The organism is Acidimicrobiales bacterium, from assembly GCA_035546775.1.
Classification (GTDB): Bacteria; Actinomycetota; Acidimicrobiia; order Acidimicrobiales; family JACCXE01; genus JACCXE01.
This window is the reverse complement of the sequence record DASZWD010000029.1, coordinates 12,810-35,649: the sequence shown is the minus strand read 5'-3', so window position 1 is coordinate 35,649 and position 22,840 is coordinate 12,810. Positions and strand designations below refer to the sequence as shown.

The 22,840-nt window shown below is 68.1% G+C and carries 20 protein-coding genes and 1 tRNA gene; 10 read left to right on the top strand and 11 right to left on the bottom strand.

The genetic code is table 11. The features are described from left to right. Positions 1-188: 188 nt before the first annotated feature. Together VHC63_05815 and glgP are read right to left on the bottom strand one after the other, a co-directional pair. Positions 189-428, bottom strand: a complete 240-nt coding sequence (locus VHC63_05815; GenBank protein ID HVV36101.1) for a hypothetical protein — start codon at positions 426-428, stop codon at positions 189-191. A gap of 8 nt (positions 429-436) precedes the next feature. Beyond that, positions 437-2,515 carry an alpha-glucan family phosphorylase gene (gene glgP, locus VHC63_05810; protein HVV36100.1) on the bottom strand — a complete coding sequence of 693 codons (2,079 nt, stop codon included), beginning with the start codon at positions 2,513-2,515 and terminating at the stop codon, positions 437-439. Between the two features lie 62 nt (positions 2,516-2,577). Between glgP and VHC63_05805 the strand changes: the two genes are divergently transcribed. Then, positions 2,578-3,717, top strand: coding sequence for a PHB depolymerase family esterase (locus VHC63_05805; GenBank protein HVV36099.1), 1,140 nt, complete (start codon positions 2,578-2,580; stop codon positions 3,715-3,717). Here VHC63_05805 and VHC63_05800 read toward each other — a convergent pair. Together VHC63_05800 and VHC63_05795 are read right to left on the bottom strand one after the other, a co-directional pair. Then, complete coding sequence (locus VHC63_05800) at positions 3,714-4,541, bottom strand: PIG-L family deacetylase (protein ID HVV36098.1); 828 nt, start codon at positions 4,539-4,541, stop codon at positions 3,714-3,716. The two genes, VHC63_05805 and VHC63_05800, sit on opposite strands and share 4 nt — an antisense overlap. 9 nt (positions 4,542-4,550) lie before the next feature. After that, positions 4,551-5,732, bottom strand: coding sequence for a TIGR03862 family flavoprotein (locus VHC63_05795; protein HVV36097.1), 1,182 nt, complete (start codon positions 5,730-5,732; stop codon positions 4,551-4,553). A gap of 133 nt (positions 5,733-5,865) precedes the next feature. On the opposite strand from VHC63_05795, the gene VHC63_05790 reads away from it, so the two are divergent. The 8 genes from VHC63_05790 (at position 5,866) to VHC63_05755 (ending at position 13,173) form a co-directional block, all read left to right on the top strand. Next, positions 5,866-6,099 carry a NifU N-terminal domain-containing protein gene (locus VHC63_05790; GenBank protein HVV36096.1) on the top strand — a complete coding sequence of 78 codons (234 nt, stop codon included), beginning with the start codon at positions 5,866-5,868 and terminating at the stop codon, positions 6,097-6,099. A 6-nt stretch (positions 6,100-6,105) separates the two neighbouring features. After that, positions 6,106-6,477: a globin gene (locus tag VHC63_05785; GenBank protein ID HVV36095.1), complete on the top strand. Its 372-nt coding sequence runs from the start codon at positions 6,106-6,108 to the stop codon at positions 6,475-6,477. Positions 6,478-6,568: 91 nt separating this feature from the next. Beyond that, positions 6,569-6,778, top strand: coding sequence for a hypothetical protein (locus VHC63_05780; protein ID HVV36094.1), 210 nt, complete (start codon positions 6,569-6,571; stop codon positions 6,776-6,778). Positions 6,779-6,929: 151 nt separating this feature from the next. Continuing rightward, positions 6,930-7,694 carry an ATP-binding cassette domain-containing protein gene (locus tag VHC63_05775; GenBank protein ID HVV36093.1) on the top strand — a complete coding sequence of 255 codons (765 nt, stop codon included), beginning with the start codon at positions 6,930-6,932 and terminating at the stop codon, positions 7,692-7,694. Then, complete coding sequence (locus VHC63_05770; GenBank protein ID HVV36092.1) at positions 7,691-8,455, top strand: ABC transporter permease; 765 nt, start codon at positions 7,691-7,693, stop codon at positions 8,453-8,455. Before VHC63_05775 ends, VHC63_05770 begins: the two co-directional genes overlap by 4 nt. Then, positions 8,449-9,249, top strand: coding sequence for a MerR family transcriptional regulator (locus VHC63_05765; GenBank protein HVV36091.1), 801 nt, complete (start codon positions 8,449-8,451; stop codon positions 9,247-9,249). Before VHC63_05770 ends, VHC63_05765 begins: the two co-directional genes overlap by 7 nt. Before the next feature lie 166 nt (positions 9,250-9,415). Beyond that, positions 9,416-9,955, top strand: a complete 540-nt coding sequence (locus tag VHC63_05760; protein ID HVV36090.1) for a TetR/AcrR family transcriptional regulator — start codon at positions 9,416-9,418, stop codon at positions 9,953-9,955. A 38-nt stretch (positions 9,956-9,993) separates the two neighbouring features. Beyond that, positions 9,994-13,173: an MMPL family transporter gene (locus VHC63_05755; protein ID HVV36089.1), complete on the top strand. Its 3,180-nt coding sequence runs from the start codon at positions 9,994-9,996 to the stop codon at positions 13,171-13,173. A gap of 237 nt (positions 13,174-13,410) precedes the next feature. Here VHC63_05755 and VHC63_05750 read toward each other — a convergent pair. Then, a tRNA-Leu gene (locus VHC63_05750) sits at positions 13,411-13,494 on the bottom strand. 65 nt (positions 13,495-13,559) lie between these two features. After that, positions 13,560-15,323 (bottom strand): hypothetical protein, encoded by a 1,764-nt coding sequence (locus tag VHC63_05745; protein ID HVV36088.1) that lies wholly within the window; start codon positions 15,321-15,323, stop codon positions 13,560-13,562. A gap of 34 nt (positions 15,324-15,357) precedes the next feature. Here VHC63_05745 and VHC63_05740 point away from each other — a divergent pair, with 34 nt between their 5' ends. Then, positions 15,358-15,720, top strand: a complete 363-nt coding sequence (locus VHC63_05740; protein HVV36087.1) for a hypothetical protein — start codon at positions 15,358-15,360, stop codon at positions 15,718-15,720. Here VHC63_05740 and VHC63_05735 read toward each other — a convergent pair. The 5 genes from VHC63_05735 to VHC63_05715 all read right to left on the bottom strand — a co-directional run bounded on the left by VHC63_05735 (position 15,668) and on the right by VHC63_05715 (position 22,832). Then, positions 15,668-18,865, bottom strand: a complete 3,198-nt coding sequence (locus tag VHC63_05735) for a hypothetical protein (protein ID HVV36086.1) — start codon at positions 18,863-18,865, stop codon at positions 15,668-15,670. The genes VHC63_05740 and VHC63_05735 overlap by 53 nt on opposite strands. 73 nt (positions 18,866-18,938) lie before the next feature. After that, positions 18,939-19,943, bottom strand: a complete 1,005-nt coding sequence (locus VHC63_05730) for a dipeptide ABC transporter ATP-binding protein (protein HVV36085.1) — start codon at positions 19,941-19,943, stop codon at positions 18,939-18,941. Next, on the bottom strand, positions 19,940-21,001 hold the full coding sequence (locus VHC63_05725; protein ID HVV36084.1) for an ABC transporter ATP-binding protein: 1,062 nt from the start codon (positions 20,999-21,001) through the stop codon (positions 19,940-19,942). Before VHC63_05725 ends, VHC63_05730 begins: the two co-directional genes overlap by 4 nt. Beyond that, positions 20,998-21,891 (bottom strand): ABC transporter permease, encoded by an 894-nt coding sequence (locus VHC63_05720; GenBank protein ID HVV36083.1) that lies wholly within the window; start codon positions 21,889-21,891, stop codon positions 20,998-21,000. The genes VHC63_05725 and VHC63_05720 overlap by 4 nt, the downstream gene beginning before the upstream one ends. After that, entirely contained in the window at positions 21,888-22,832 is a 945-nt protein-coding gene (locus VHC63_05715) for an ABC transporter permease (GenBank protein HVV36082.1), read from the bottom strand. The genes VHC63_05720 and VHC63_05715 overlap by 4 nt, the downstream gene beginning before the upstream one ends. Positions 22,833-22,840: the final 8 nt, after the last annotated feature.

Below are 22,840 nucleotides of genomic sequence, written 5' to 3'. Positions count from 1 at the left end.
ACTACGACTTCGTCGTCGCCGAGCCGCCGAACCGCGTCGACCTCCCGCCGGCAGCCGGATGGACCACGTCGCTGCCCGGCAGCCGCACCATCCTGCAGACCAAGGCCGGAATCGTCGTCGACGTCCGCGCCGTCACGCAGTGGCCCGCCTGTTGACGGCGCGCCCGCCGCTTTCCGGAGGCTGACGGTTCAGGCGAAGACGATGTGGCCGTACGTGCTGCATAGGCCGAAGGCGTCAATGGCGATGAACGCCACGATCGTGAAGAGGGCGAGGTGACGCTGCCATCCGGTGAGCAGGCGGCGACGGGTCGGCGCCGGCTGGTACCACGCCGGCAGTAGCGCGACTTCCTCGTCTTCGGCGGCGAGTTCGAGGACGCTCCATACCGACACGGCGTTCGCATCCACTCCGTCGTCGATCGACCACGTCATGGCTCAGATCATCGCGCGTAGATGCGCGCGGCGTACTCGCGCACCATGCGGGTGGCCGAGAACTGCGGGCCGTTCGTGCGCAGGCTCCGCTTGACCTTGGTCAGCCACGCGTGCGGGATGCCGTCGTCGCCGCGGTCGTGGAACAGCGGCGCCACGTGGTGCTCGAGGAGGTCGAACAGAGCGTCGGCGTGCCGCTGGTCCTGCGCCCCGTGATCCCAGTCGACATTGCCGTCGATCGCCCAGCCGTTCTCCCCGTCGTAGCCCTCGGCCCACCAGCCGTCGAGCACCGACACCTGCAGCGCCCCGTTGAGCGCCGCCTTCATGCCGCTCGTACCACTCGCTTCTTCGGGGGGTCGGGGCACGTTCACCCAGATGTCACAGCCGCTGACCAGCTCGGCGGCGAACGTGAGGTCGTAGTCCTCGAGGTAAGTCATACGCCCGGCAACGGCGGGATCGCGCTTGAGCTGGAACACGTCGCGCAGCAGGCCCTTGGCGGCGTCGTCGAGCGGGTGGGCCTTGCCGGCGATGAGGAACTGCGCCGGGTACTCGCTGTTCACGAGCGCCCGCGCCCGGTCGGCGCGCAAGGACAGGAGGTACAGCCGCTTGTAGGTGGCCAGGCGGCGGGCGAACCCGATGGTGAGCCTGTCGGGATCGAGGCCGCTCGCCACCGCGCTCACGTAACCGCGCTCCTCGCCGCGGCGCAAGAAATCCTCGGCGGCGCGCACCCGCGTGGCGGCGACGAGATCGCTGCGCATGCGCCGGCGCACTTCCCACAACTCTGCGTCGGAAATGTCGTCGACCGCCGCCCACGTGTCCGGGTCGTCGGCGCGGACCAACCACCCGTCGCCCAGGTAGCGGTCGAGCAGGGCGCGCATCGGTGGCGCCAGCCACGTCGGCACGTGCACCCCGTTGGTGACGTGCGTGATCGGCACCTCCTCGAGCGCCCGCTCGGGAAACAGCGGTTGCCACATCCCGCGAGCGACTTCACCGTGGCGGCGACTGACCGCGTTGGCCGAGCGCGTAGAACGCAACGCCAGCACGGTCATGCCCACCGACTCGCCCGGGTTCTCCGGCTCGACGCGGCCGAGCATGAGCAGCCGGTCGCGCCCGATCGTCTCGTCGGCCAGGCGCCCGAGTACCGCCATGATCTGGTCGGGGCGATACGTCTCGTTGCCCGCCGGCACCGGCGTGTGCGTCGTGAACACGAGACGATCGCGGTCGCGGTCGAGCGCGGCGAGCACGGGGTGGCCCTCGTTGAGATGGAACAGCCGCGGTTCGATGCCCATGGCGCGCAGGGCGCGCGAACCTCCGGCACCCAGCACCGCGTATTGCGCCAGGCGGATCTCGGGATTGCCTTCGTACAGCCGCGACGTGATCCAGCGTCCCGAGATCGAGTTGTCGGGGCGGTCGGTGTCGAGCAGATACAACGGAACACGACCGACGTCGGTGCGCCAGATCTGCACCGTCACGTCTTCGTCGCCGATCGGGACCGTCACCGTGATCCGTTCGCCCGTCGACGGGTCGGTCACGGGAGCGCACGGCAGCTGCGTGGGGTCGGCCTCGATCCAATACTCGTGCTGCATGCCGCTGGCGTCGATGCGCTGGTGGAAGTAGCCCGTGCGGTAGAGCAGCCCGACGCCGACCATCGGCAACGCCAAGTCGGATGCCTCTTTCACGATGTCGCCTGCCAGGACGCCGAGCCCGCCCGAGTAGATCGGCAGCGAGGCGTGCACGCCGAACTCGGCACAGAGAAAGGCGACGGGCGACGCCACCTCCCACCCCTCCGCCGCCGGACGCGCGAGGTCAGCGGAAATCGAGTCGGCGAGCGTGTGCACACGCGTCACGAACTCGTCGTCGGCGGCCACCGCGTGCAACCGGGCCAGATTGGCGCTCAGCAACTGGGCGATCGGATTGCGCCCGACGCGCTCCCATCGATCGGGGTCGATAACCGCGAACACCTCGTCGGCATCGGGCGTCCACGACCAGCGGTAGTTGTAGGCGGCGAGGGCAAGGGGCGCCAGCGGCGGCGGGATGCGTTCGCCGAGGGCGCGCACGGCGTTGTCGATGTCGTGTTGACCAGCGAGCACCCGCAAAACGTTAGGCGGTTGCCGAGTGGCCCCCGCCCAGCTGGCAAGCTGGGTGTATGGGGATGGGGATTCGTCGGGTCGCGAGTGCTGTCGCGCTCGCGCTGCTGATGGCGTTGGCGACACTCGTGGGCGTGACGGGACGCGCCGCCGCGGTCACGCCGTCGACGCGATGGCGCGGCACGTTCTCCGCCCGCCTGACGTTGCCGGCCGGCTCCGACGCGGCCGGCACGTGGCCGCGGCGCAATTACTACGTATACGTGCCACCGTCGTTGCCGGCGACGGGCCACCGCTCGCTCGTCGTCTACCTGCACGGCACGACGCAGACGGCGATCGACGCGGCCAACGGTGCGACCTGGAACGACTTGGCCGATCAGGAACGCTTCATCGTCGTGTATCCCGAAGAAGCGACCTCAGCCGAGAGCGGCGACGCCACCGACGGCAGTAGCGATCTGCGCGGCTGGTCGTGGGGCCGCGCCGCCTACGAGACGCGCGGTTCGGGCGAGAGCCGCGCCATCGAAGAGATCACTCAGCGCGTCATCGCGTCGTACGGCGTCGATCGCGGCAGCGTGTACATCGGCGGCGTGTCGGCGGGAGCGATCATGTCGACGGTCGTCGCCGCGACGTACCCCGACGTCTACAGCGCCGTCGCCTCCTGGGCCGGCTGCGACTACCTCTGCGTCGACGCCAGCGGCGCCCTCGGCTACCAGCGCATGGGCGCCTACGCCCGCGTGGTGCCCACGATCATGTTCGCCGGCACCCTCGACTACACCGTGAACCCGGCGCTGACCGGCACCCAGATTCCCGGCACGGTCGAGATGAACGACCTCGCCGACGACGGCCTGCCCAATCGTTCGGTGAGGCTCGTCAAGGGACCGACCAACCACAACCTGTCGGTGGCGACGCTCGAGCCGGGACCGCATCCCGACGTCTCGAGCAACGGCTGCCACGTCACCAACTCCGCCAACAACCCGTGTCCCGCCGGATGGCTCGACTGGAAGACCTACCCGTACACCGTCACGGAGTTCGGCTACGGGACGCAACCGAAAGACGTTGTTGTCGAGAGCTGGGTCATCCACGGGATGAGCCACAACTACTCCGGCGGTAACCCCGAAGGCAGCTACGTCGACCCGTACGGGCCCGAGACCACGGCTCCGGCCTGGCGCTTCTTCCGCGCCCACAGCCGCAGCCGCAGCGACGGCTAGGCGATTCCGGCGAACAGATCAGTCTCGGGCACGGGCACGCCGGTGGTGTCGTGCGCGCGAATGAAACACTGCTGGCCGAACGAGGCAGCGAATGCCTCGGTGGGGATGTGGGCGAACCAGGACTCGGCGATTTGGCTGGCGTGGGCTTCCAGCGCCCGGCGCACCTGCTCCGCGTATGCGCGGGCGTCGAGCGTCGTCGTGATGCGCGCCTCGGCCTTGTCCATCTGCGCCAGCGCGGCGTCGTCGAGCTCGGGAAACGGCATCTCGATGCCCAGGTCGCTCAACGCGTTGTAGAGCGTCTCGAACGTGCGGCGACCGAAGGTCGGCATGTACACCTTCTTGGGGATGCCACTGCGGGCGACGGCCTTCATCGTCACGAGGTGTGAGCGAAGGTGGTCGGGGTGGTCGTAGCCGCCCTGGTCGTCGTCGCAGATCACGACGTCGGGCTCGTAGCGCTCCATGAGGGCGACGAGGCGCGCCACGGCGTCGTCGACGGGCACGTTGCAGAACGCGTCGGCGTGGCCCTTGAAGTCCCAGTCCGACATGCCCGAGTCGCGATACCCAAGCCGCTCGCTGTGGTCGACATTGAGGATGCGGCACGCCTCGGCCAGCTCCTGTAGCCGCGTGGCGGCAACGGCCTGATCGTCGTGGCCCGGCGCCCCCGGCTTGATCCCTCCGGGCCCGTCACCGAGCTCGCCGTTGGTACACGTGACCACCACCGTGCGTACTCCGCGGTCGTGGTACAGCGCTAGCGCGCCGCCTGCCGACGTGCACTCGTCGTCGGGATGGGGGCACACCGCCATCAACGTCAGTGGCTTGCTCACCGATGCAGGCTACGCGAGCCACGCGAGCGCGCCGCGCGCCGCAGCCACCGCGGTGCTGAACGTCGCTTGCAGCAGGTAACCACCCGTGGGCGCCTCCCAGTCGAGCATCTCCCCGGCCACGAACGTGCCGGGACGGCGTCGCAGCATGAACGCGTCGTCGACTTCGCCGAACGCGACCCCACCCGCCGTCGAGACGGCGCGCCCGAGCGACTGCGGCGCGATCACTGGTACCGGCAGGCGCTTGGCGAGCTGGGTCACCAGCGATGCGTCGTCGGACAGTTGGTTCGACGACGCTTCCCGTAGCAGCCCGATCGCCACCGGCGAGAACCCGCCGCGGCGCAACCAACTCGCGGCCGAGTCACCGGCGCGCCGGCGCGCCAGCCGACCCGTCAGGGCGTCGCCGGTGACGTCGGGCATCAGGTCGACGTACAACGTGGCGGTGCCGCCGCCGCCAAGCGCGTCGCGCAGTGACGCCGAGAGCGCGTAGACCGGGCCGCCCTCGATGCCGTCGCGCGTGATCATGGCGTCGCCCCGCGCCACGGCCGCGCCGGCGGTCAGGGCCACGTTCTTCACCGGAGCGCCGGCGAAGCGGTCGCGGAACACGGCGCTCCAAGCGACGCGGAAGCCGCAGTTCGCCGGCTGGAGCGGTGTCACCGCGATGCCCGCGCGTTGTAGCGCGCCGACCCACGCTCCGTCCGATCCCGTCGCCGGCCAGCTGCCGCCGCCGAGCGCCAGGATGGTGGCGTCGGATGCCGACGGATCGTCGAACCCCGTCCACCGATCACGTACGCGTATCTCGACGCCGAGGTCACGTAGCCGCGCCAGCCACTTGCGCAGCAGCGGCGTCGCCCGGAAGCCGGCGGGGAAGACGCGACCACTGGTTCCGACAAAGGGCTCCTCGCCCAGGCCCGCGGCCCAGGCGCGCAACTCGCTGGGACCAAACGCGTGGATGGCGGCGGCCAGCCGGGGCCGGGCGGCACCGTAGCGGTCGAGGAAGGCGTCGAGGTTCTCGGTATGCGTGAGGTTCAGACCACCGCGGCCCGCCAGCAGGAACTTTCGACCCACAGCGGCCTTCTGCTCGTGCAACACGACCCGTGCGCCGGCCGTCGCAACCACCTCGGCGGCCATGAGCCCCGCCGGACCGCCGCCGACGACCGAAACCAGCTTGGTACCGAGTTGCCGGTCGCGCACCGCGACGTTCTAGTGCCCGACGCCGTTCGTCGGGTCAAACTGCGGTCGTGATCGTGAGCTGGGAGGTGGCCGACGCCCGCACCGCGGGCGCTGCCATGTGGCGTCAGCCGCGACCGTCAGGTAGACCTCGCCCATGGCCTCCGCCACACCGTCGCCCACACCGAATCCCAACGCGATGAAGTTCACCCTCGACGTTCCCGTGCCCGCCGATCTCGAGGGCAGCGCGTTCGGTCAGGCGCTCTTGACCATCCCGGGCGTCGTCGGCGTGTTCGGCGTGGCCGACTTCGTGACGGTGACGCGCGCGCCCGAGGCCGAGTGGGACACCGTCGTCCCAGCCGTGATCGCCGCCGCCGCCGAGAATCTGTGAGCGCGCATGACCGCCACGATGTTCGAACGCGTCGGCGGTAAGCCGTTCTTCGACGCCCTGACGAAGCACTTCTACGCAGCGGTCGCCGAGGACCCGACACTGCGCCCGCTCTACCCCGACGACCTCACCGAGGCGCGCGAACACCTGCGCGATTTCCTCGTCCAGTACTGGGGCGGGCCGGGCGACTACAGCGCGACTCGAGGCCATCCACGACTGCGCATGCGCCACGCGCCCTTCGTGATCGGCTTGCCCGAGCGCGACGCCTGGTTCCGCCACATGGCCGCCGCCGTCGCCGCCGCCCACTTGCCGGCCGAGGACGAGCAGGAGATGTTGAGCTACTTCGCGGCGGCCGCCACGCATCTCGTGAACGACCGGTGACAGCGGCGTAGCGTCCCTGCATGGTCGACTCCGCAAGCCGGCTCGGCCCCTTGTGCCCGGACCGATCCTGTGGCGCTAACGCCGTCGCACCATGGCAGTAACGATCTACGGCGTTTGTGCCGTCACCTTCATGATGACGATGTACGCACTCGAGTCACGCGGCCGGCGCTTCGTGTTGGCGTTTGCGCTGGGCTGCGTCTTGTCGAGCGTGTACGGCTTCCTGTCAGGGGCCTGGCCGTTCGGCGTGGTCGAACTGATCTGGTCCGGCATCGCGGTGCGCCGCTACCGAAGCCTCGAGTGAGATCGAGCGCGGTGTCGCGCCACCGTCTGGCCGCCATTTCATGACGTAGACGCGATTTGGCCGCCAGATCTCGGCACGAAACGTGGCTGCTGGTCGGGATTCGCGATTACCCCTTGACCCTGACGCGGGGTCAACCCGGCAAGCTGCACACATGAGCGACGATCCAGCAATTCGGGTCACGGGGATTACGAAGTCGTACGGCGATCTGTCCGTGCTCCGCGGCGTGAATTTCGACGTGGCCGCGGGGACGATCTTCGCCCTGCTCGGCCCCAACGGTTCCGGTAAGACGACCCTGGTCAACATCCTGGCGACCCTGCTGCGGCCCGACGACGGCGCTGCCACCGTGCACGGTTCCGACGTGCGCACCGAAGCGGGCGAGGTCCGGGAAGCGATCAGCCTCACCGGGCAGTTCGCAGCGGTGGACGACATCCTCACCGGCCGGGAGAACCTGGTGTTGATCGCCAAGCTGCGTCACCTCGACAACCCCGGCGGCATCGCGGAGGAGATGCTGGCGCGCTTCTCGCTCACCGACGCGGGCGAGCGGCGGGTGGCGACGTACTCGGGCGGGATGCGGCGCCGGCTCGACATCGCCATGAGCCTCATCGGCAGCCCGCCGGTGGTGTTCCTCGACGAACCCACGACAGGCCTCGACCCCCAAGCCCGCCACGAGGTGTGGGAGTCGGTGCGCGCTCTGGCTGCGCGCGGCACGACCGTGCTCCTCACGACGCAGTACCTCGAAGAGGCCGAGCAACTCGCCGACCGCATCGCGATCCTCCACAACGGAACGCTGCTCGTGAACGGCACGCTGGCCGAGCTCAAGGCGCTTATGCCGCCGGCCCAGGTCGAGTACGTGGAGAAGCAACCGAGTCTCGAGGACATCTTCCTGGCGCTCGTCGGAAGCGAGGTGACGACATGAGTCCGCACTTTCTTCGTGACACCGGCGCGTTGTTGGGGCGCTCACTGCGGCACATCGCCCGCAGCCCCGACACGATCATCACCACGGCGCTCACACCGATCGCGATGCTGTTGATGTTCGTGTACGTCTTCGGCGGCTCGGTCGACACGGGCGGCGCGAAGTACGTCGACTACCTGCTGCCCGGCATCCTGCTGATCACGGTCGCCTCCGGCGTCGCCTACACGTCGCTGCGCTTGTACACCGACATCACCAGCGGCATCGTCCAGCGCTTCCAGTCAATGCCCATCGCGCGCTCCGCGGTGCTGTGCGCTCACGTGCTCACGTCGCTGGTCGCCAACCTGATCTCGCTGGTCGTCGTCGTCGTTGTCGCGGTCGTGATCGGCTTTCGCTCCGATGCGAGCCCGCTGGCCTGGCTCGGCGCACTCGGGATCGTCGTGCTCTTCACCCTGGCAGTCACGTGGCTGGCCGTCATCGCCGGTCTGACTGCCAAGTCGCCCGACGGCGCCGGAGCCTTCGCCTATCCGCTGCTGTTCCTGCCCTTTGTGAGCTCCGCGTTCGTGCCGACGGCGGGCATGTCGGGGCCCGTGCGGTGGTTCGCCGAACACCAACCGGTCACGTCGATCGTCGACACGCTGCGCCACCTGTACGCCACGGAACCGCTCGGCAACGCCGTTTGGGTCGCGCTCGCCTGGTGTAGTGGACTCCTCGTGGTCGCCTGGACGCTGGCGGTACGCAGCTACCGCCGGAAGCTCGCATGCTGACGATCAGCCAGCTCGCGGCCTACGCGGGAGTGACGGTGCGGGCCGTGCGGCACTATCACGCCAAGGGGCTGCTCGCGGAGCCTGAGCGGGATCACTCGGGTTACCGGCGTTACGACGCGGCCGCCGTCGTCGAACTGATCCGCATCCGAACCCTGGCCGACGCCGGGGTGCCGTTGTCACGCGTCCAAGACCTCTTGCACGCCGACGACGAGGAGTTCGCGACTGCGGTCACCGAGATCGACCGTCGCCTGCGCGCTGAAATCCGAGAGAAACAGCGACACCGCGAACTGGTCGCCCAACTCGCCGCCGGCGACCGTCTCGCCCTTCCACCCGAAGCCGTCGACTACCTCGACCGGCTGCGCGCACTGGAGGTGCCCGAGCGGGCGATCGCCATGGAACGCGACGCGTGGATCCTCGTTGCCGCGCAGATTCCCGACCAGATGCCGGCGTTGATGGCGCTGAAGCGCGCGCAGATCGAAGACCCGGCCGTCACCGCGATGTACCTCGACCTCGTCGCCGCAGTCGACTGGGGACCAGACGACCCCCGGCTCCACGAAATGGCCGACCGCCTCGTCGCGATGTTCGAAGCCGACGAGGATCGTTGGAGCGACGAACAAACGGCCAACTTCACGCTCGACGACGAACTCGTCGCGTTGCTCGACGAGGTGTTCACGAACGCGGTGCCGAGCGCCCGCAGGCTGCTGAGTCTCTTGGAAGAACGCGGCTGGACCGGCTGGACCAAGCTCGAGCGCGTTGGCGACCGCCCCACCGAACCCACGGGCGACCACCGATGAAGGCCCCATCTCGAAGCGCTCGGTGCTCCGGCGGCCAGGCACAGTCGCAAGCTCCAGAACGCGAGACTGAACTCATAGCTTGAACTCCGAGTACAAACTCCGGTAAGCATGGCGGCGGAGGTGCCCTATGCGACCCGTACCGAGTTCGATTGCCGCAAAGTTGCCGTTGGCAGCCAATTTGATCGCCACCCGCGGCCTGGCCGACACGAAGATCGAGGACCTCGCCGAGGCGACCGGGATCCCCAAAGCGACGCTGTACTACTACTTCTCGGGCAAGGAAGAGATCCTCGTTTTCCTGCTCCGGGACTACCTCGCGCTGGTGGCGGGGGCGGTGGACATCGCGGCGGAGTCCGAAGGTTCGGCCGCCGTTCGCCTCGGTGCGGTCGTGCGGGCGCAACTCGACGTGCTCGCCGAAGCGCCTTCGGTCGCGCTGGCGCTCATCAGCGACCTCGGTCGCGCGACACGCATGCCTGAGCTCGCCGACGCGCTCGTCAGCGCGTACTACGCGCCCGTCGAACGACTCTTGCGTGAAGGCGCCGAGGACGGCTCGCTGCGCGCCGTCGACGACCCGGCGGCGACGAGCATGGCGATCTTCGGCGCTGCGACGGTCGTCGGGTTGCACCAGCTCATGGCCGGCACGCCGCTCGATGCCGCCCCGCTGGCGACCGAAGTCACCGCCTTTGTGCTGCACGGCGTGTCGGCGTGATGTTCGGCAGGCTGGCGCGGTTCGTCGAGAGACACGCGGTGTGGGTCGTCCTGGCCTGGATGGCCGTCGCCGTTGTGGTGACCGCCACTGCGCCATCGCTCGCGAAGGTCGGAGTCCAGGACCTCACGTCGCTCCTGCCGGCGAGTGCCCCGTCGCAGCGCGCGCAACACGAGCTTGACCGGCTGTATCCGAGCGACCCAACGCTGAACTCGGCGCTTCTCGTTTTCACCCGCAACGGCAAGCTCACCGAAGCCGACCACGCGGCGATCGCCGACGTCGTGACGTATCTGCGTTCGCCGGCATTGAGCTCGGCGATCACCCGCGTCGAGTCGGCCGAGACCGACCCGGCGTTGGCGTCCCAGTTGCGTTCCGCCGACGGCCACGCCGAGCTCGTCATCACCGGGTTTACGGCCGCGCCGTTCTCTCCGAGAATCAACAAGGTCGTAGGCGACCTGCGCGACCACATCGATGCCGTGGCGCCAGCGGGCTTGCAGCACCACGTCAGTGGCGTCGGTGGCCTCGCGGCCGACCAGGCGAACGGCTTGCTGTCGTCATTCGACCAAACCGCGATCATCACCGTGCTGCTCGTGTTGTTCCTGCTCGTCCTCGTATACCGCTCCGCGGTCGCGCCGCTCATACCGTTGCTGACCATCGGGCTCGCCTTCGTCGTCGCGCAGGGCGTGATCGGCGTGATGGCCGCGCACGGCTTCAAGGTTGCGAGCCTGGCGGGGACGCTCATCATCGTGATGGTGTTCGGTGCGGGCACCGACTACTGCTTGTTCATCGTGTCGCGCTACCGCGAGGAGCTGGCGGCCGGCGATGCGCGGCCGGTCACGTTGCGCCGCACGATGACGATCATCGGCGCGGTGATCACAGCCTCGGCAGCGACGGTGATCGTCGGCTTCATGTCGCAGCTGTCCGCGCGGTTCGGCCTCAACAAGACGATGGGCCCCGCCATCGGCGTCGCCATCTTCGTCACCTTGCTCGCGGGTCTGACGCTCACTCCGGCGTTGCTGCGCCTCACCGGACGCTTCGCCTTCTGGCCGGCGCGTTCCGAGGCGACAGTCGAGAATCGATCGGCGACGCGCTGGGACCGTCTGGCGGCGATCATCCGCGCCTATCCGACCCACATCTTGTTGGCCGCGGTGATCGCACTCGAGCTGCCCGCGGCGGGATTGGGTTGGTTTAGAGAGTCCTTCGACCTCGTCCACGAACTGCCCGCCGCGGCCGACGCGCGCCGGGGGTTCGACGCGCTGAGTAGTCACTTCACGCCGGGCACGCTGGCGCCCGTCTATGTCGTGATCGATGCCAACGGACCGATCACCGACGCCGCACGACTCGCCGCCGTCGACCGGCTCACCGACAAGCTGCGCGATGTCCCCGGCGTCGGCCAGGTCCGCTCGCTCACGCAGCCGGGTGGGGCGCCGCTGACGCCGGCGACATTCGAGCGCTTCGCCGGCGCCGCGGGAGGTGACCGCGCGACGATGACCGCGCTGGGGATGGATCCCGACAAGGTCGACCTCACTCCCCTCTTCGCCGCACTCGCGTCGCCCGAGGGCCTGCGCTTCACCGGGCCGCTCGTGCGCCAGTACCCGCAACTCCTGTCGGGACCGTTGAGTTTCTTCCAGGGGGTCGACGGGCACTCGACCCGTCTTCTCGTCGAACTGCGGGGCAATCCCTACGATCGCCACGCCCTTCCCGTCATCCGTAACCTCGACCAGGAGGTCAACCGTCGCCTCGCGGGCACCGCGTTGTCGGGGGCGCGTCTTTCGGTCGGCGGACCAGCGGCGTTCTTCGCCGACATGCAGACGATCGGCAACCGCGACTTCAAAGTGATGACATCGGTGTTGATCGGCGGAATCTTCGTGGTGCTCGCGCTATTACTCCAGTCGCTCGTCGCGCCGTTCTACCTTCTCGCCAGCGTCGTGTTGTCCTACGCCGCGACGATGGGACTGACGACCGCGGTCTTCGTTGGCCTCGGTCACGAGCCCGGCCTGTCCTTCTGGCTGCCGCCGTTCTTGTTCGTGATCCTCGTGGCGCTCGGTGCCGACTACAACATCTTCATCATGAGCCGCATCCGCGAGGAGGCGGTTGCCGGCGCCGAGATCCACGACGCCGTCACGCGGGGACTCACGGCGACGGGCGGCGTCATCACGTCCGCCGGCCTCATCCTCGCGGGCACGTTCGCGGCGCTCGCGTTTGCGCCTCTACCGGAACTGCGCCAGATCGGCTTCGCCGTGACGGTGGGCGTGCTCATCGACACCTTCGTCGTGCGATCGCTGCTCGTGCCGGCCGCCACGATGCTGCTCGGACGCGCCGCGTTCTGGCCGGGAATGCGGACCGCGCGCGGGGGCGCGCACGCGCGCCAGTGGGGGTTCGCAGGTGCCGGCGTCGCCGCACTGGCGGTCACGCTGGTCGCGCTCGCTGCGACTTCGGGCACGCGTTCGGTGATCACGCGCATCGACAACGTCGCAGCGCGCCCAGCGGCAGTCACCCGCGTACAGGCAGCCGAGGCGGTCAACACCACGATCGCGAGCACCTCGTCGACCACCACGCCGTCCACCACCACCGCGGTCCAGCCGGTGTCCCCCGCGACGACTGCCGCGTCGCCGCTACCGTCGCCGGCGCGCGTCGCGGTACCGGCGACGGGCTCGTGGCAGTTCCACGTCGAGGGCACCCGCAAGATCGGCGCGGCCGGCTCAACGCAGCCCTACAGCGAAGCGGCCACGACGAACGTGAGCCGCGACGGCGGCGACGACCAGGCGCCGTTCATGCGCGTCAAGACGGCGTCGAGCAACGGGTCGCAGGACGACCGTCGGCGCTACGCAGCCGACGGGGTCAGCCTGGTGGCAACACAGGTCTCTTCGAGCGGGGTCTCGTACGGCGGGACGCTGGCGCCGCCCGAACTGCTGGTTCCGTGGCCGCTCCACGCCGGCGCCAGCTGGTCAGGCTCGTGGACGACCGGGAGCGTCGATGGCCGTTTCAACGGCCACGTCACCGGTACTCGGCAGGAAACGGCGGCGGGTACCACCTACGACTGCTGGGTGATACAGCTGTCGACCACCTTCACCGGCGCCGCACAAGGACAACAAGACCAGACGTCGTGCTGGGTGCCCGCGCTCGGCATGTCGATTGACGACGCGCAGCATGCGAAAGGCACCTACCGCGGCATCGGCTTCGACATCACGAGCCACGCCGTGCTGTCGGCGCGGCCATAAGTCGCCATCCCAGGGATGGCAGCTCTCCATCATCGTCACCGCGTTGCGGAATACAGCCAGTTCGATATGCATCTCGTTGAAACGCGACCACAGCGGTTCCGCGGAACCGGAGTATTGAAGGGGAGTCCAACATTCATGCCACGAACTGGCGGCCATTCTCTGACGTAGACGCGATATGGCCGCCATATCTCGGCACCAAACGCGAGAAAGCGTCCCCGCGGGGACGCTTTCAGTGAGTGTCGAAGGGGGGACTTGAACCCCCACGCCCTTGCGGGCACTAGCCCCTCAAGCTAGCGCGTCTGCCTATTCCGCCACTTCGACGTTGGGACCGGCCAAGGTAGCGCACCACGCGGCGACTCGGCTAACCCTCGCCTGTTCGGCTGGCCTCACCGAGACTCCTGGTGCAAATAACGGTCGATCACGTCGGCGACGATCACGTTCTCCTCCTCCTGGTCGGGCGCGTAGCGCGTCACCGGGTTGATCCACCACGCCAACCCGCTCGCCGACGCGTCGGCGTACACCGTCCCGCCCGCCGTGCCGTCGCCGTTGATGGTCACCGGCGTGAGCGGCAGCTTCGTGGTGATGTCCTCGATGCGGTACGTCATGGCGTAACAACTGCGCGGGCACGTCGCGGGGTCGTTGTGCTCTTCGGGACACGGCTGGCCCGCCGCGCACACCTGCGGGTGGATCGTCACGTGGGTGACGTGGTGCACCAAGCGAGCGTTTGGCAGCGACAACTCGGCGCGGCCCGCCGACTTGCCGGTGGTCGCCAACTCGTTGGTCGGGCAGTCGACGTAGCCCGGCTGGTCGCACTCACGAGCGTCGGTGAACAGGTGCAGCGCGTCGCGGTCACCCAGTGCGACGACGCGCGACGGCACGCGCGCCAGCGACAGTACCTGCGGATTCGGCCGCGCGCTGGGTACCGAACCGAGTTGCGACACGTAGTCGGTGTGGCCCGGACGCGGGTCGTGCAGGTTCACCCAGTTGCCGTTGACGTCGACGAACATGTTCCACTCGCCGTTCGGCGTCAGCGTCGGGTTGAAGTAGCCGGCGCTGCTGTCGCCGTCGAGGTTGTTGTAGATGGTTACGGACTCGAGGGTGACGCGGTAGCGGCGCGTCGGCGTGTTGTCGCGCGTCCACCACGCGTGCCACGTGGCGCCGAAGTCCTGCACGCCATCGGACGCCGGGACCGACGCGAACGGCACGGTGACGTGCACCACGTCGTTCTTGACCGACACGACCGGCACCGGCGCGTGGTGTCCGAAGTGCACGTCCTGCTGCACGTGCAGCACCGCCTTGGACGACGGGCGCGCCACTGGCGGCTTCAGCTCGTAGGTGTAGTCGCGCCCGGCGATCTTCTGGAGGCGCGAACAGCCCGACCCGGCGAGGAAGCGCCGCACGACGCCGGACTGCTGGTGCGGCAGCGGGATGGCGCAGTTCTCGACGGCCTTTGCCTTGCCGCCCTGATTCGACAGGGCGACGTCGAGCTGGCTGGCGTGGACCGCGGTGGTGCGGCCGGCGGGAACGAAGTTGCCCGCGGCGCGCCACGTGGCCAGCTCGGCGATCGGATGGATCTCGATCTCTTCGCCCCCGACCTTCTCGATGCCGGCGTCGCCGAGCGGGTCACCGGGGACGTAGTCGCTCTCGGGGATCCGGCGGGAGCCGTCCTGCCAGTGGCCGCAGTCCCAGATCTCGCTGCCGGTCTCGCGCACGCGGTCACCGGCGTCGGGCCAGGCGAACAGCGGCGCCAGGCCGCTCTCCCACTCGGTGTGGATCTGGCCGGGATTCTCCTCGGCGTTGCGCGTCGACAGGAGACCCTCGTAGGCGGCGTCGGGCTTCACGTCGATGTTGAGGTCGTAGGTGTCGTGGACGCCGAACAGATCCGTGCCCGCCGTGTGGGTACCGAGCACGGTGCCCTCGACGGTCTTGGGTCGGTTGTCGCCGTCGACGTACACCCAACTCGGCATCGCCGTGGGATGGTCGGGCAGCTTCGTCGACAGCGCCGCCTCCCCCAGCAACCCCAGCTGTGTGCGCCCGCACCCGTCGGCGATCGACTGGTGGACGCTGTCGGGATGGTCGGCGGCGTACACCGACACCAGCGAGAACAACCATACGACTACTGCCCCCAGCACCACCAGCTTCGACCGCACACGGCGATTCTGCTCGCTGCCGTAGCGTCGTGACGTGTCGCGCTACGCGGAGTTGGCCGAGCGCCTCGAGCCGGGCGAGCGGCTCATGGCCGCGGCCGGAGCGATCGTCAACCGACGCCGCCGGCGCGGTGGCGCGCTCCCCCACGGCGCCTTCGTGCTCGCCGTGACCGACCGCCGGCTCGTGGCCTTCGCCGGCTCGCCGTGGCGGGTGCATCCCGGAGCGCTGCTCGCCAGCTGGGCATACGACGAGGGGGCACGCCTCGTGGCTGCGCCACTAGGTCGTGCCCGCCTCGTCTTGCCCGACCGATCCGTCGTGACGCTCGGTCCCTACGGTCGCTGGTCGCTCAGGCCACTCGCCGCCGCCGCCGGATCACCCGGCGACCTGCGGCAGCCATGACGGCCAGGGCAGCCAAGGCCAGCGGCGTGCTGCTGTCACCACCCGTTCGGGCCAGTACTTCGCCCAACACTGCGGAGTGCGTGTTGAGGACCGACGCCGTCGCCTGGCCGCCCCCGACCGGAACCGTCGCCGGGCTGTCCTTGACGACGACCGCCCAGTCGGTGCCCGGGTTGGTCTCGCTGACCGAGTAGCTCCCGGGGAGGAGGTCGGTCCACGTCAGCGTTCCGCCGTTGAACCCGACGGTCTTGCAGTTCTGCGTCGTCGGATACGACGGGCCGGTGATGCAGATTTCGAACGTCTGGGTCTGGACCGGTGTGACGCCGTTCCAGTTGACGATCTTGGCGACGGCGAGCGAGCCGAGTTTGTGGGTGTTGGTGATCTGGGCAACGTCGACGGCCGCCGTGCCGTCAGCCGGCACGGTGATCTTCTGCGTCGGGCTGCCGTCGATCGTCCAGTTGGCACCGGGGTCGGCTTCGGTGGCGACGTAGTCACCCGGGACCAGACCGGTCCAGGTGACCGTGCCGCCGTTGAACCCGACCGACTTGCAGTCGGCCGTGTCGGGGAACGACGGCCCCTTGATGCAGATCGAGAACGTCTTGTCCTCGTTCGGCGTGGTCCCGTTCCAGTCGACGACCTTCTTCACCGACAGCGAGCCGAGCTTGCGGGTATTCGTGACGTTGGCCGACACCGTGCCGCCGTCGTCAGGAACCGTCGCCTGCGCGTCGCCGGTCTTCGTCCATTCGGAGCCGAGCCCGGCTTCGGTGATGGTGTAGCTGCCCGGGATCAGGTCCGTCCACGTCTGCTCGAGACCGTCGGGCGACGTGAACGTCTTGCAGTTCGCCGTCTCGAACGACGGCCCGGTGATGCAGACCGAGAACTCCTGGCCGTCGACCGGGTCGACACCGTTCCACGCGACGTGCTTGGTCACGTGCAGCGAGCCGAGCTTCCGGGTGTTGGCGATGACGGGCACGTTCTCGGCCTGGCCGCCGTTGCTGGGCACGACGATCGTGTCCGACGGGCTACCGGAAACCGTCCACGTTGTCCCGACGCCGGCCTCGGACGCGGTGTAGGCACCCGGGATCAGGTTCGACCACGTGAGCGTGCCACCGTCGGCACCAACGCTTTGACAGTTCGGCTCGTCGGGATACGACGGACCGCTGATGCAGATCGAGAACGTCTGATCCTGGTCCGGCGTGACGCCGTTCCAGTCAACCGACTTGGTTACCTGCAACGAACCGAGCTTGCGGGTGTTCGTGATGACCGGCACCAACTCGGCCGTCGAGCCGTCCGCCGGCACGGTCATGCTCGCCGTCGGGCTGCCGCCGACGTTCCAGCTCGCACCCGGGTCGGACTCGGACGCGGTGTACGCACCGGGTACGAGATGCGACCACGTCAGCGTGCCACCGTCGGCACCGATCGTCTTGCAGTCGGGTTGGTCAGGGAATGACGGCCCGCTGATGCAGATCGAGAACGACTGATCCTGGTCCGGCGTGACGCCGTTCCAGTCGACCGACTTCGTCACCTGCAACGAACCCAGTCGGCGGGTGTTCGTGATCACCGGCACGAGCGATGCGGCACCGCCGTCGCTGGGCACGGTAATCGTGCCGGTCGGGCTGCCGGCTACCGACCAATTGACACCCGGGCTCGTCTCGGTCGCGGTGTAGGCGCCGGGGATGAGGTCGGACCACGTGAGCGTGCCGCCGTCCTTGCCCACGGACTTGCAGTTGGCGTCCACCGGATACGACGGGCCGGTGATGCAGACCTCGAAGGTCTGGTTGTCGTCTGGGGTGACCCCGTTCCACTCGACCTGTTTCGTCACGCTCAGCGACCCGTGCTTGCGGGTGTTACTGATCACCGGCACCAGTTGTGCCGTCGAGCCGTCAGTCGGAACGGTGATCGTCGCCGTTGGGCTGCCAACGACCTTCCAGCTCGCGCCCGGATTCGTCTCGGTGGCGGTATAGGCGCCCGGGATCAGATCGGACCACGTCAGCGTGCCGCCGTCGAAGTCGATCGTCTTGCAGTTGCCGTTCGGATACGACGGGCCGGTGATGCAGATCTCGAACGTCTTCGCATGGTCCGGCGTGACGCCGTTCCAGTCGACCGACTTCGTCACCTGCAACGAGCCGTGCTTGCGTGTATTCGTGATCGTCGGCTTGTTCTCCGCCAGCCCACCATCGCTCGGCACCGTGATGACACCGGTCGGACTACCGGCCACCGACCAGCTCGAGCCCGGATTGGTCTCGGTCGCGGTGTAGGCGCCCGGGATCAGATCGGACCACGTCAACGTGGCGCCGTCGAAGTCCGCCGTCTTGCAGTTGCCGTTCGGATACGACGGACCGGTGATGCAGATCTCGAACGTCTTGGACTGATCGGGCGTCACGCCGTTCCAGTCGACGCTCTTCGTCACCTTCAACGAACCGTGCTTGCGCGTGTTGGTGATCGTCGGTTTGTTGGTCGCAAGACCGCCGAGGGCGGGCACGGTGATGACGCCCGTCGGGCTACCGCTCACGCTCCACGATGACCCGGGACCCGTCTCGGTTGCCGTGTAGTCGCCGGGGGTGAGGTCGTTCCACGTCAGGGTGCCGCCGTTGAAGCCGACGGTCTGGCAGTTGCCCTGCGGATACGACGGACCGGTGATGCAGATCTCGAACGTCTTGGACTGATCGGGCGTCACGCCGTTCCAGTCGACGCTCTTCGTCACCTTCAACGAACCCTTCGGCTGTGCACACGCACCCGGCAACTCGACCGTGGCTGAGCCCGTCACGTCCTGCGGACCGGGGGACGGCCACCTCCCGTGCACCGTGAGCGTGACGGAACCACTCGTCGTCGACGGCAGAGTGGTCGAGCCGTTGATCGTCGAGCCGGCCAGCGGTTGCGGCGGTGCCGTCATGCCCGCCGAAATGCCGACGAGCGTTCCCTGGCTGACCACCGCCGACAACAGCGTCATCGTGCGGTTGGTCCCGCTCACGGTCTCGGAGTTCTGGACGTGCCAGGAGACCACCACCGTCTGGCCGTCAGGCGAACAGGCGACCTCTCCACTGACGATTGGATGATGCGCCGATGCCGGACTCACGAGCGTGACGAGCGCCACGAGCACGAGTCCGACAACGACACCAACTTGGGCGACACGAAAGCGAAGTGACATGTCCTACTCATCGAACGCCATCGCTCAACGGCCCCCAACGCAGCCGCAATTCCCAAGAAAATGAGAGTTGGGTTTAGATCACCGAGGCGACTTCGGCGAAGTGGCAGGCGACGCGTTGACCGCCGTTCTCAGCGCCCCCGCGAACGACCAACGGCGGCTCAACTTCGGCGCAAATGTCCTGCGCTTTCCAGCAGCGCGTACGGAACCGGCACCCCGACGGGGGGTTGACCGGCGACGGCGGGTCGCCCTGCAACACGATGCGGTTGCGCTTTCGTTCCTTCACCGGGTCGGGAACCGGAACAGCAGACAACAGCGCCTGCGTGTAGGGATGCATCGGCGCGTCGTACACGTTGGCGCGCGTACCGATCTCCACGATCTTGCCGAGGTACATCACCGCCACGTCGTCGCACACGTGGCGCACGACGGACAGATCGTGTGCGATGAACACATAGGCGAGCCCTAGGCGGTCCTGGATGTCTTCTAGCAGGTTGACGACGCCCGCCTGAATCGACACGTCGAGGGCGGACACGGGCTCGTCGAGCACCAGCAGATCGGGGTCGAGCGAGAGCGTGCGGGCGATGCCGATGCGCTGGCGCTGCCCGCCGGAGAACTCGTGCGGATAGCGGTTGGCGAACTCAGGCTTCAGGTGGCACAACTCCATCAACTCGTGCACCCGGGTGCGGCGGGCGTCCTTCGCCGTGCCGTGGATCTTCATCGGTTCTTCGATGATGGACTGCACCGTCATGCGCGGGTTGAGCGACGCGTACGGGTCCTGGAAGACGATCTGCATCTTCTGGCGCAGCGGCCGCATGGCGCGGTTGGACCGCCCGACGACTTCTTGACCTTCGAACTTCACCGAGCCCGACGTCGCCGGGATCAGGCCGAGCACGACGCGGCCCGTCGTCGACTTCCCGCATCCCGACTCGCCGACCAGGCCGAGCGTCTCGCCCCGGGCGACCGAGAACGACACGCCGGCGACGGCGCTCACCTTCGCCACCTCGCGCTGCAAGAGACCGCCGCGGATGGAGAAGTCCTTCACGAGGTCGGTCACCTCGAGGACCGGCTGGGCGTCGGTCACAGCTTCTCGACACTCCCCTCGTCGTGCGCGTCGGCCGCGAGATCCGTCGTCGACAGCTCGGGCAACTCGAGCGCGAAGTGACACGCAGAGCGGTGACGCTCCTCGACCGACAGCAATTCAGGACGCTCCGTGGCACACGGCGATGGCAGGCGGGCGTCTTCGCAGCGCGGATGGAAGGCGCAACCGGTCGGGATCGTCATCAGCGACGGAGGCTGGCCGCGGATCCGGTTGAGCCGCGCCAGGCGCGAGCCGTCGACGCGCGGCAACGACGCCAGCAACCCCCGCGTGTAGGGATGCCGGGGGTTGTAGAAGAGTTGGTCGACGTTGGCCAGTTCGGCCTCGCGCCCGGCGTACATGACGAGCACGCGGTCGGCGGTGCCGGCGACGACACCGAGGTCGTGGGTGATCAGAATGACGCTCGACTTCGTGCGGTCCTGGATCCGCTCGAAGACCTCGAGTACCTGCGCCTGAATCGTCACGTCGAGGGCGGTCGTCGGCTCATCCGCGATGAGGACGGACGGCTCGTTGGCGATCGCCATGGCGATCATCGCCCGCTGGCGCATGCCGCCGGAGAATTCGTGCGGGTACTGGTCGATGCGCCGGTCGGGGTTCGGGATGCCGACGGTGTCGAGCAGGTGCATGACACGCTCACGCACGTCTTTGTGCGACAACTCATGGTGCACCTGGATGGCTTCGGCGATCTGGCTGCCGACGGTGAACACCGGGTTGAGCGCGGTGAGCGCGTCCTGGAACACCATGGCGATCTCCTCGCCGCGGATCGGGCGCAACTCGTTCTCGGTGAGGCCCATGAGCTCGCGCCCGTGCAGCTTGATACTGCCGCTCACCTTGGCGTTCTTCGGGAGCAGGCCGAGAACCGCCATCGACGTGACGCTCTTACCCGACCCCGACTCGCCCACGATGCCGAGGGTCTCGTTGGCCCGCACGCCGAACGTGAGCCCGCCCACGGCGTGCACGTCGCCGTCGTCGGTGGGGAACGTGACGACGAGGTCCGTGACCTCCAGCACGAGGGGCTCGGGCTTGGGTGTGCGGAACGTCACCGCGAACTCTGCGGGTCGAAGGCGTCGCGCAAGCCGTCGCCCAGGAAGTTCACGCACAGCACCGTCAGGAGGATCATGAGCCCCGGGAAGTAGAGCAGGTGCGTGTGCACGGAGAAGTTCCCCTCGGCTGACGACAGCATGTGCCCCCACGACTCGTCCGGAATCTGGATGCCGAAGCCGAGGAACGACAGCGTCGACTCGGTGATGATGGCGCCGGCGATCGCCAGGGTGGCGTTGACGAGAATGGGTCCGATGCAGTTGGGCAGGATGTGGCGCACGATGATGCGCGGACTCGACGCCCCGGCGGCTCGGGCGGCCTCGACGAACTCCTTCTCCTTGATCGACAGCACCTGGCCGCGCACGATGCGCGCCACGTACATCCAGCCGAGCGCGGCGAGCACGACGATGATCCAGTTCACCGAATGGCCGAACTTCTTCAGTGCGATGGCGAGCACGGCGATCTGGGGAACGACGAGGAACAGGTCCGTGGCGCGCATGAGGAACTGGTCCCACACCGCGCCGTAGTAACCGGCAACCGCACCGACGACGGTGCCGACGACGGTGGAGATCAGGGCGACGGCGAGCCCGATCTTGAGCGACACCTGGCCGGCGTAGAGCAGCGTCGTGAGCTGATCGATGCCGAGGTTGTCCGTGCCGAACCAGTGCTTGCCGTTGGGGCCGACGGGACCGAGCAGCAGGTCCTGCTTGCCCTTGGGATACGGCGCGATCCAGTGCGCCCCGAAGCACAGCAGGATCAACACGATCAACACGACGAGGCTGACCACCGCCACGCGGTGATGGAAGAAGCGGCGGCGAATGAGCTGCCACTGCGTGCGCGCCTCCGGTTCGAGGTCGACCACCTCCATTTCGGAGGACGGAGCGATCGTCACGACAGCCGTATCCGCGGGTCGAGGACGCCGTAGAGCAGGTCGGCGACGAGGTTGAAGAAGATGATGATTACGGCGGCCACCAGCATCCACGCCTCGAGGATGTAGGCGTCGCCTTGCTGCAGCGCCGAGAAGAACAGCCGACCCATCCCGCCGATGGAGAAGATCGACTCGGTGATGATCAGCCCGCCGAACAGCGCCCCGAAGTCGAGGGCGACGACGGTGACGAACGGGATGAGCGCGTTGCGCAGTGCGTGCTTCAACACGACGGTGCGCGCCGGCAGCCCTTTTGCTTTCGCCGTGCGGACGTAGTCGGCGTTGAGGGCGTCGAGCATCGATGCCCGCTCGTAGCGACTCCACGACGCCACGATCTGCACGCACAACGTGGCGATGGGCAACGGGAGATGCTTCAGGTAGTCGAGGTTGACGCCGTGGCCTTCCCCGGTGTGCAGCCCGAGCGACAACAGCCAGTGGTGTTGCACGGCGAAGAACTGGATGGCGATGAGGCCGAACCAGAACGGGGGCATGGCGATGCCGATGTAGGACAGACCGGTGAACGTGTAGTCCAGCGCGGAGTACTGCCGCACAGCCGAGTAGACGCCCACTCCGAGGGCGATGACGCACGACACGGCGGCGCCGATCAGGATCAGTTGGAGCGTGTTGCCCATCGACCGCTTGATGGCCGACGTCACGTTCTCGCGGGTTATCTCGCTCTTGCCGAAGTCGCCGTGGGAGGCGCCTTTGAGCCAACGCCCGTACTGGACCACGAGCGGGTCGTCGAGCCCGAGCCGATGCCGCTCGCGGATCCGCACCTGCGGATCGCGCGAGGCGGCGAGTCGGGCTGTGGGGTCGAACGTCGTGCGCACGAAGGCGAACAACAGAAACGACGCCAGGAGCAGAACGGGGATCGAGTAGGCAACCCGTCGGACCGAATAGGTCAGCAACCCGATCC

Bases quoted from the DNA above. Each gene is read 5' to 3' on its own strand.
- VHC63_05815 (HVV36101.1), bottom strand. From the start codon at position 428: ATGACGTGGTCGATCGACGACGGAGTGGATGCGAACGCCGTGTCGGTA.
- VHC63_05805 (HVV36099.1), top strand. From the start codon at position 2,578: ATGGGGATTCGTCGGGTCGCGAGTGCTGTCGCGCTCGCGCTGCTGATG.
- VHC63_05775 (HVV36093.1), top strand. From the start codon at position 6,930: ATGAGCGACGATCCAGCAATTCGGGTCACGGGGATTACGAAGTCGTAC.
- VHC63_05765 (HVV36091.1), top strand. From the start codon at position 8,449: ATGCTGACGATCAGCCAGCTCGCGGCCTACGCGGGAGTGACGGTGCGG.
- VHC63_05770 (HVV36092.1), top strand. From the start codon at position 7,691: ATGAGTCCGCACTTTCTTCGTGACACCGGCGCGTTGTTGGGGCGCTCA.
- VHC63_05790 (HVV36096.1), top strand. From the start codon at position 5,866: ATGGCCTCCGCCACACCGTCGCCCACACCGAATCCCAACGCGATGAAG.
- VHC63_05785 (HVV36095.1), top strand. From the start codon at position 6,106: ATGACCGCCACGATGTTCGAACGCGTCGGCGGTAAGCCGTTCTTCGAC.
- VHC63_05735 (HVV36086.1), bottom strand. From the start codon at position 18,865: ATGTCACTTCGCTTTCGTGTCGCCCAAGTTGGTGTCGTTGTCGGACTC.
- VHC63_05780 (HVV36094.1), top strand. From the start codon at position 6,569: ATGGCAGTAACGATCTACGGCGTTTGTGCCGTCACCTTCATGATGACG.